At 75.4% G+C, this 9,178-nt stretch carries 7 protein-coding genes; 2 read left to right on the top strand and 5 right to left on the bottom strand.

All coding sequences use genetic code 11. The features are described 5' to 3' along the window. Positions 1 to 59: 59 nt before the first annotated feature. Both R7226_RS30175 and R7226_RS30170 read right to left on the bottom strand, forming a co-directional pair. A complete protein-coding gene (locus R7226_RS30175; RefSeq protein WP_318601212.1) occupies positions 60 to 656 on the bottom strand; it encodes a helix-turn-helix domain-containing protein in 597 nt (198 codons plus the stop codon). A 75-nt stretch (positions 657 to 731) separates the two neighbouring features. Continuing rightward, on the bottom strand, positions 732 to 1,406 hold the full coding sequence (locus tag R7226_RS30170; RefSeq protein WP_318601210.1) for a response regulator transcription factor: 675 nt from the start codon (positions 1,404 to 1,406) through the stop codon (positions 732 to 734). 174 nt (positions 1,407 to 1,580) lie between these two features. Between R7226_RS30170 and R7226_RS30165 the strand changes: the two genes are divergently transcribed. Continuing rightward, a complete protein-coding gene (locus R7226_RS30165; RefSeq protein ID WP_318601209.1) occupies positions 1,581 to 2,780 on the top strand; it encodes a hypothetical protein in 1,200 nt (399 codons plus the stop codon). Next, positions 2,777 to 4,357, top strand: a complete 1,581-nt coding sequence (locus R7226_RS30160; protein WP_318601208.1) for a phytoene desaturase family protein — start codon at positions 2,777 to 2,779, stop codon at positions 4,355 to 4,357. The genes R7226_RS30165 and R7226_RS30160 overlap by 4 nt, the downstream gene beginning before the upstream one ends. On the opposite strand, the gene R7226_RS30155 is transcribed toward R7226_RS30160, so the two are convergent. The 3 genes from R7226_RS30155 to R7226_RS30145 all read right to left on the bottom strand — a co-directional run bounded on the left by R7226_RS30155 (position 4,354) and on the right by R7226_RS30145 (position 8,920). Continuing rightward, entirely contained in the window at positions 4,354 to 5,643 is a 1,290-nt protein-coding gene (locus R7226_RS30155; protein WP_318601206.1) for a serine hydrolase domain-containing protein, read from the bottom strand. The two genes, R7226_RS30160 and R7226_RS30155, sit on opposite strands and share 4 nt — an antisense overlap. A gap of 106 nt (positions 5,644 to 5,749) precedes the next feature. Further along, positions 5,750 to 8,500, bottom strand: a complete 2,751-nt coding sequence (locus R7226_RS30150; RefSeq protein WP_318601204.1) for a bifunctional acetate--CoA ligase family protein/GNAT family N-acetyltransferase — start codon at positions 8,498 to 8,500, stop codon at positions 5,750 to 5,752. Positions 8,501 to 8,593: 93 nt separating this feature from the next. Further along, positions 8,594 to 8,920, bottom strand: a complete 327-nt coding sequence (locus R7226_RS30145) for a hypothetical protein (RefSeq protein WP_318601202.1) — start codon at positions 8,918 to 8,920, stop codon at positions 8,594 to 8,596. Between the last annotated feature and the right edge of the window lie 258 nt (positions 8,921 to 9,178).

Here is a 9,178-nt window from a genome sequence, read left to right as displayed (position 1 = left end):
AGCGCGGCGTGCCCGCGGCCCGCCGTGCCCGCCGCCCGCCGCGCCGGCCCCGTGCGCCGCTACGCCGCCATCGCGCGCGGCTGCACGGCCTCGCCGGCGAAGACGCGCGCGAGCACGCCGACGTGGGTCGCCAGCGCGTCGAGGTCGTCGGAGGCGGTCGGGCCGTGGAGGCCGACAACCAGGCGCGTGACGGTCAGCAGGCCAGGGCTCGCGATCGCGCCGTCCTCCAGGCTGCCGATGTAGTTCTTGTGCATCCCCGTGCGCTCGGCGAGCACCGCCCGTGTCAGCTCGCGCCGTCGTCGCAGCAGCCTCAGCGCGCGACCGAGTGCAGCGGCGCCGGGCTCCTGTGCGGGCGGCGCCGGCGCGGTCCGCGGCGGCACGCCTGCCGGCAGCGGCCGCACGAAGCTCTCGGCGAGCACCGCGACGCTGACGTCGAGCGCGCGCGCGAGGCGGTTGGCGGTGGCGAGCCCGGGGTTGGCGATCGTGCCGCGTTCGAGCGCGCCGAGGTAGTTGCGGTGCAGTCCCTCGCGTGCTGCGAGGTCGCGCTGGGTGATCCCGGCAGCGGTGCGCAGCGTGCGCACCACGGCGCCGAACGACTCAGCGCCGCCGACGTCGTCGGCCCCCGTCGGAGTGGTGAGGAGCGTGAGAGAGGGCATCGTGGCGCATGCTCGCTTCCACCGTTCGCTGCCGCTAGTCCCCGCCGGAACGTTCCGCGTGCTGAATACTCAGCGCTAGGTATGAGTTTGGGAAGAAGAGCTGCTCGCTTCAATCAGCCCGTGATCCAGTGCGTATCGCACCAGTTCGGCGCGTGATGAGCGCCGCACCTTCTGCTGGATGTGGGCGCGATGCGACTCCACGGTCCGCACGCTCAGGAACAGCTGCTGTGCGATCTCGCTGTTCGTGTGCCCCAGCGCGATCAACCGCAGCACCTCCAGCTCACGCGCGGTGAGGTCGTCGGGCGGGCCGCTCGGCGGCGGCTCGGCGGCCATCTTCGCGCCCAGCTCAGGGTTCAGATACGTGCGGCCGTCGCGCGCCAGCCGCACCGCCTGCACCAGCTCGTCGTCGGCCGCCTCCTTCAGCACGTAGGCGCGCGCACCGGCGCGCAGCGCCTCGCGCGCGAAGGCCGGATCCTGCTGCATCGTGAGCACGACGATCGCCGTCTCGGGCAGGTCGGCGACGATCCGCGGGATCGCCTCGAGGCTCGGCTCGCCCGGCATGTTGAGGTCGAGCACGAGCACGTGCGGATGATGGGCGCGGACGGCGCGGATCGCGGTCTCGACGTCGCCGGCCTCGCCGACGACGTCGATGCCGGGCTCGGCGTCGAGCACCAGCCTCAGGCCGGCGCGCACCACGCGATGGTCGTCCGCGAGCACGACGCGGATCTCTTTCTGCTCGCCGCTGGTCACGTTCGTGACGATAGCCGCGCGGCGGCGCGAGCGGCAGGCGCGGGCACCACCAGACCGTCTCCGTGGGAACTACGGATCTGCGCCGTTCGTGTGCGCGCAGGCACCGACGGCGCCGATCACGGGTACTAGCGTCGCAGACACCGAATCGCAAACCGCAGGACAGGAGGTCCCCAGATGGCCAGCACGACGACGAAGCGAGTAGCGGCGGCGGCCGTGGGAGTGGCAGGCGCCGGTCTGGTGGCCAAGCGCGCGCTCGGCTCCGACGAGGTTCGCTTCGCGCGCATGGGCGGCAACTCGATCGCCGCGCCCGACGCGGCCGGCTGGGTCACCGACTTCCTCAACGCCGCCTACTACGCGCGCGAGCCCGGGCAGCGCGACGTCGACGACCTGCGGCTGGCCTTCGCGATCGTCACGACCCGCTGGCAGCGCGGCGGGCGGCGGCTGCACGCGCACGACGTGCTCGCCTTCCATCGCGCCTTCGGGCGCCGCCGGCTGCACGTCGGCACCGGTGACGGCGGCGCGCGCCGCGGCACGCTCGACCGCGATCAGCTGCTGGCCGGCGCGGCGAACCTGTTCGGCGACTGGTTCCCGGAGGCCTACGCGGACGAGGCGCGGCGCGGCTGGGGCGTCGTCTTCGAGAGCCCGGCCGAGAAGGCCGCGTACGTGCCCGAGCGGCGGCTCGCGCTCGCCAAGCTCGGCGAGCTGACGCCGGCCGCCAAGCCGCCGGCCGAGCAGGTCTGGCACACGTACGACCCGGTCGAGGTGCCCAACGCCGACGCGATCGTCGCCGCGCTGACGCAACCCGAGACGTGGCCCGACTACGCGACCGCGATCGGCCGCTTCACGCCGCTGCGCAGCGGCGGTCTCGCGGGGCAGACGTTCGAGATCGAGGTTGCCGCGCAGCCGGTCGAGAAGGCGCCGATCTTCACGCGCGGCTACGTCACGATCACGCGCTTGGTGACGCACGCCGACGCGGACGCGCTCGGCGCCTACGTCGCCGAGCTGAACGAGAAGATGGTGCGGCTCGGCCGCGACGAGCCGCAGCCGGTCCCCGACGACGCGACGCCGCTGGTCGGCTTCGACCTGACCACGCATGCCGGCCACTTCATGGGCCGCGGCAACAACCGCCTGCTGCTCTACACGCAGGGCGGCAAGGCGTACGTGCGCGCGGCCGGCACCTGGGACGACATGCCGTGGCATCTCGACCAGGCCTACAAGCGCGCCGGCGCCGACGCGCAGGCGGCCTTCTGGGGCGAGGGCGCGCCGGAGGAGAGCCTGCTGCACCAGCTGGCGCTGCGGACGGCGCCGAGGCCGGCTATCGCCGCCGCCGCGAAGCCGGCCGGCGGCGACGACACGCCCGAGGCGGCGAGATGAGCGCGCCGACGCGCGCCGACGCGGTCGTCGTCGGCGGCGGCCCGAACGGCCTCGCGGCGGCGATCGCGCTCGCCGAGGCCGGCCGTGACGTGCTGCTGCTGGAGGCGCGCGAGCGGCTCGGCGGCGCCGTCGCGACGCAGGAGCTGACGCTGCCGGGCTTCCACCATGACGTCTTCTCCTCGGTCTATCCGGCCGCGGCCGCCTCGCCGGTCTTCGCGCGCCTGCCGCTCGCCGACCACGGCCTGCGCTGGGTCCAGCCGCAGCACCCGATGGCCCACCCGCTGGCCGACGGCGGCGCGGCCGTGCTCGCGCGCGACCTCGACACGACGGCGGCCAGCCTCAACGTGCTCGCCCCCGGCGACGGCGACCGCTGGCGCGAGCTGGCGGGGCCGTACCTGGCGAGATTCGGCGCGCTGCGCGAGACGATGCTCGGCGGCTTCCCGCCGGTCGCCGGCGGCGCGAAGCTGCTCGCCGGGCTGGGGCTGGAGGGGATGCTGGAGTTCACGCGGCTGCTGCTCGCCTCGGCCGAGGCGCTCGGCGCTGAGCTGTTCGGCAGCGACGGCTCGAAGGCATGGCTGTTCGGCGCGGCGCTGCACGGCGACGTGCCGGTCGGCGGCGCCGGCAGCGCGATCTCGGGGCTCTACCTGAACCTGCTCGGTCACGCCGTCGGCTGGCCCAGCCCCGAGGGCGGCGCGGCACGGCTGACCGACGCGCTCGCCGGCCACCTGCGCGCGCTCGGCGGCGAGACACGCACCGGCGCGCGCGTCGACGGGGTGGAGGCGGCCGGCGGCCGCGTCACCGGCGTGCGGCTGGAGGACGGCAGTCGCGTCGAGGCGGCGACGGTGATCCTCGACACGACCCCGCACGCGCTCGTCGAGCTGGCCGGCGCGGCGCTGCCGGCCGACTACGTGCGCAAGCTCGCGCGCTTCCGCTACGGGCAGGCGACGCTGAAGCTCGACTGGGCGCTCGACGGCCCGATCCCGTGGGAGGCGCCCGACGTGCGCGGCGCCGGCACCGTTCACGTCGGCGGTGACGCGAGCGAGATCCGCTCCGCGCTGCTGGAGGTCGAGGCCGGCCGCATGCCGGCGAGACCGTTCCTGCTCGCGGGCCAGCAGTCGGTCGCCGACCCGACGCGCGCGCCGGCCGGCAAACACACGGCGTGGGCGTACACGCATGTGCCGCGTCAGTTCGACCTCGACGGCGCGATCGACGCGGCCGAGGCGCAGATGGAGCGGTTCGCGCCCGGCTTCCGCGACCTCGTGCTGAGACGTCACGTGCTCGCCCCGCGCGACCTCCAGGAGCGCAACGCCAACCTCGTCGGCGGTGACGTCGGCGGCGGCTCCTACGCGCTCGACCAGCTCGTCTTCCGCCCGCTGCCGTCGCTGAGCCCGTACCGCACGCCGCTGCGCGGTCTCTACATCGGCAGCGCGTCGACCTTCCCCGGCGGCGCGGTGCACGGCGTGCCCGGCAACGCGGCGGCGAAGGCGGCGCTCAACGACGCGCGGCTGCGGCGGATCGTGCCGCCGCTGCCGCCGTTCGCGCGCGGGGTTGCGAAGCGGCTGCCGCGGGCGCGCTAGGCGGTCCGGCGGCGGCGGTCGTCGCGCAGGCGGTCGAGCAGACGGGCGCCGGCGGCGTCGGTGCCGAGGGAGTGGGTCGCGCTCTGCAGCAGCGCGACTCCGCAGCCGGTGTCACGCTCGAACGCGACGAACGATCCGAAGCCGCCGGTGCCGCCGTCGTGCCAGTGGATCTCGCCGTGATCCGCGGTCGCCGCTCTCACCATCCAGCCGAGCGCGATCTGCTCTCTCGCGATGCGGCCAGCGGCGCGTCGCGGCTGCTGCGAGCGCTCCAGCGCCTGTGCCAGCGGCGTCGCGGCGGGGTCGAGCTGGGCGCGCAGGAAGCGCTCGATGTCACGCGCGGTCGAGCGGATCCCGCCGGCACCTGCGAGCGCCGCGAGGTGCCACGGCGGCACGGGCAGACCGGCGCGGTCGTGGCCTTGCACGGGTGTCAGCGCGACGCTCGTGCTGGTGAGGCCGAGCGGCGCGCAGATCCGCTCGCGCAGCAGCGTCTCGTAGTCGCTGCCGGCCGCGCGCGAGAGCACGTGGCCGAGCAGGCCGACACCGAGATTGGAGTAGCGGAACCGTCTGTTCGAGCGCACCCGCACGTGCCGCAGCGAACGCTCCACGCGCACGCCCTCCCAGCGCGCGTACGGATCGGTCGGCGACGTGAAGGCGGCGAGCAGCAGCGAGCCCGGCAGCCGCGGCAGACCGGCGGTGTGGGTGGTGAGGTCGAGCAGCGTGATCGCCCCGACGCGCGCCGGGAGGCCCGGCAGGTGGCGGTCGAGCGGATCGTCGAGCGCGACGACGCCCGCGCCGGCGAGGTCGGCGAGCAGCAGGCCGGTGAAGACCTTCGAGACCGAGCCGATCTCGACGATCGCGCCGGCGTCGAGCGCGTTGCCGCCCGGCGCGGTGCCGTCGCTCCCGTCGCTCCCGCGCACCGCGACCGCGCTCTCGTCGCCGCTGATCGTGACCGCCCAGATGCTCGCCGCCGCCGGCACGAGCCGCTTCGCGTCGAGCTGGTCGCGGACCGCCGCCGCGATGCTGCTGGCGGACGCCTCCACCGCGCCGGGCATCTCGCCCGGCACGGTGGAGGCGCCCGCCGAGGCGCTGACGAGCCCCGTCTGCGCAGGCGGCAGCGCACGTGCATGCCAGTGGCCGCGCACTCGTCGCGCGAGCACCAGCACGACGCCGGCCGCGAACGCGATCGCGCCGCCGTCACGCAGCTCGTCGGAGCCGGCGACCGCGCCCGCGAGCGCGAGCGGCGCGCCGAGCCACAGGAGCGGTCCGCGAATCCGGTCGAGCAACATGGCCGCACCATATGGAACGGATCTGTGTCGCTTGGTACGGCTGGCTCGACGGCGACCGGGCGGTCGTCCCCTCAGCGCCGCGGCGTCGAGGCGGCGGCGCTCGCCGTCACCGCCGCAGCGCGGGCGTCGGCGCGGGCGGGGCGACCGGCGCGACGCGGATGCGCGCGTCGACGATGACCGCGCCGTCGGCGTGCACCACGACCGGGTTGCAGTCCAGCTCGACGACCTCCGGATGAGCCTCGACGAGCGCGCTGACGCGCAGCACGACCTGCTCCAGCGCGGCCACGTCGACGACCGGCGCGCCGCGGTAGCCCTCCAGCAGCGGGTAGGTCCCCAGCTCGCGCACCATGTTGCGGGCGCCGCGGTCTGTCACCGGCGTCAGTCGCACCGCGACGTCTCTCAGCAGCTCGACGGCACGTCCGCCGAGGCCGCACGCGACGACCGGGCCGAAGACGGGATCGGTCGTCGAGCCGACCAGCAGCTCGATCCCGCTCGGCGCCATCGCCTGCACCAGCCACCCCTCCAGCGGTGCTCCCGCCGCGGCGAGCTGTTCGCGCATCCGCTGCGCGGCGCGCTTGACCGCGGTCGGCCCGGAGAGGTCGAGTCGCACGCCGCCGCGGTCGGACTTGTGCAGCAGGCCGGGGGAGATCGCCTTCAGCGCGACGCGGCCGCCCAGCTCGGTCGCGGCGCGAGCCGCCGCGGTCGGGCTGCGAACGACCCGCTGCGGTGCCAGCGGCAGTCCATGGCAGGCGAGCAGGTCATGCGTCTGCAACGGGTCGAGCCATCCGCCGTCACGGTCCGCGGCGAGTGCGCTGGCGACGATCGCGGAGGCCTCGTCGGCGCGCGCGCCGGGGAAGTCGGGCACACGGCCGTGCGGCGTGCGCCGCCAGCTCGCGTGCTCGGCGGCCCGCGCCAGCGCCCGCGCCGCGTCCTCGGGATAGCGGAAGACCGGCAGCGTCGCGTCGGGCGCTCCGCGAGGATCGCTCCCGCCGCCGCCCGCGACCGAGTCTCCCGTCATGAAGACCGACAGCAGCGGCAGCCGCCCGCCGAGCGCGCCGGCGGCCCCGCGCAGCGCCCGCGCGACGTCCTCGGCGCGCGCGAACGGGCGCGCGACGAAGACGGCGATCACCGCGTCGACCGCGTCGCTGCGGCCGATCGCCTCCACTGCCGCCGCGAACGCCTGCGGCGAGGCGTCGACGAGCAGGTCGACGGGGTTGGCGAGGCCGGCGCTTCTCGGCACGATCGCCGCCAGCTCGTGCCGCAGCGGCTCGGGCAGGGCGGGCAGCTCGAGCCCGGCGGCCTGGCAGGCGTCGGCGGCGAGGATCCCCGGTCCGCCGGTGTTGGTGACGATCGCGACGCGGTGACCGGCGGGCAGGGGCTGGCGCTCCAGCAGCGCGGCGAGGTCGAACAGCTCGCCGAGCGTGTCGGCACGCAGCACGCCGGCCTGGCGGAAGAGCGCGGCGACGGCCAGCTCGGAGCCGGCCAGCAGCGCGCCGGTATGGGAGGAGGCGGCGCGCGCGCCGGCGCTCGTGCGGCCGGCCTTGACGGCGACGATCGGCTTGACCGCGCCGACACGTCTGGCGATCCGCGCGAACTTGCGCGGATTTCCGAACGATTCGAGGTAGAGCAGGATCGCTCTCGTGCGCGGATCCTGCTCGCTCCACTCGATGAAGTCGTTGCCGGACAGGTCCGCCTTGTTGCCGACCGACGCGAACGTCGCGATCCCGACGCCCAGCTCGCGCGCCTGCTCCAGCAGCGCGATCCCGACGCCGCCGCTCTGCGACAGCAGCCCGATCCCGCCCGGCGGCGGATGAGTCGGCACGAAGGTCGCGTCGAGCCTGACGGCGGGGTCGGTGTTGAGCACGCCGAGGCAGTTGGGGCCGACGAGCCGCATGCCCGCGCCACGGCAGGTGGCGAGCAGCTCGCGCTGGCGCGCGGCGCCGTCGGGGCCGGCCTCGGCGAAGCCGGCCGCGAGCACCGCGAGCGCGCGCACGCCGCGCTCGCCGCACTGGCGCGCGACGTGCAGCACGTCGGCGGCCGGGATCGCCAGCACGGCGAGGTCGAGCTCGCCGGGGACGTCGTCGAGCGAGCGGTGACAGGCATGCGCGCCGATCGGCCGGCCGCGCTTGTTGACGGCGTGGAGCGCGCCGTTGAAGCCGCCGGCGGCGAGGTTGGCGAAGGTCGCGCCGCCGATCGTGCCGGTGTCGGGCGAGGCGCCGACGACGACGATCGAGCGCGGCCGCAGGACGGCGTCCATCGCCGCGACGGCGGCGAGCCGCTCGCGCTGGCGGAAGCGCTCACGCGCCTCGTCGGTGAAGGCGGTCGGCATCTCGACCGTCAGCACCCCGGGCTCGGAGTGGACCTGCAGCGGCAGTCTGCTCTCGCGGAAGACGCCGAGCATCTTGTGGTTCTCCGGCAGCACTTCCGCGACGAAGGTCGCGATCCCCTGCGCACGCGCGCCGAAGGCGAGGTGGGCGAGCAGGATCGTCGCCAGCCCTCTGCCGCGCATCGTCTCGGCGACCTCGAAGGCGACCTCCGCGCGGTCGGCTCCCGGCGCGTAGCGCGCCCACGCGGCATGCCCGGCGATCTCGCCGTCGCCGGTCAGCGCCAGCAGGCCGTCGCGCTCGTGGCGGTCGACCTCCGCGGCCCAACGGGCCGCGGCGGCGAGGTCGGCGGCGGGGGTGAAGAAGCGCAGCCGGCGCGAGTCGGCCGAGAGCGACTCGAGGAAGGCGCGTACCGCCGGCAGGTCGTCGGCGCGGACCGGCCGCACGTGGATCGGCGCGCCGTCGCGCAGCGCCACGTCGACCGCGCGCGCTGCGAGCGCGGCGGCGCTCGGGACCGGTGTCGCTTCGCTCACCCCCGGGTCATACCCGATGCGCCCCGCTCAGCGCTCAGCGCGGGCCGCGATCCGTCCCGCTCGGCGTCGGCCACGTCCGCCGTCGCTGCCCGCTCAGTGCGGGACCACGTCGGGGTGGCCCTCGCCGTCGCCGTCGGCGAGCAGGCGGTTGATCGCCCACATCACGAGCGCGGTCATCACCCCGATCGTCGCCATCGAGATGCCGACGAGCGCCCACGTCGGCGACTGGCCGATCAGCAGCACGCAGCCGATGATCGCGAGCATCGGCAGCATGAAGACGAACAGCAGCGGCGAGTCCGAGTCGTTGACGGCAACCTGCTTGGGCGCGGCCTCCGCGGCCGGCTCGGCGAGCGCGACCGCCGCCGGCGCCTGAGCGGCGTCGGTGCGTCCCGTGATGAAAGCTGTCTCTGCGGCCGACATGGCGGTCTCCTTTCGTGGTCGAGAACACGATCGCGCAGGCGCGCCGCCGTGCCAGCCGCCCGTTCCCGCAGACCTGCGGTGGTGAACTACTGACGTCCACGATGGAACACGACCGCACCTTTCGAGACACCCGTGTGTCGCAAGCAACCATGGAGTCACGGATCGACCGGCGCAGGTTCCTCGGGGTCGCCGGCGGTGCCGCCGGGGCAGGCGCGCTCGCGGCCGCGCAGGCCGCCGCCGCGCCGGCGCGCGCCGCCG

This window comes from Conexibacter stalactiti (genome assembly GCF_033542075.1).
Taxonomy (GTDB): domain Bacteria; phylum Actinomycetota; class Thermoleophilia; order Solirubrobacterales; family Solirubrobacteraceae; genus Conexibacter; species Conexibacter stalactiti.
This window is presented reverse-complemented; position numbering and strand designations above follow the sequence as displayed.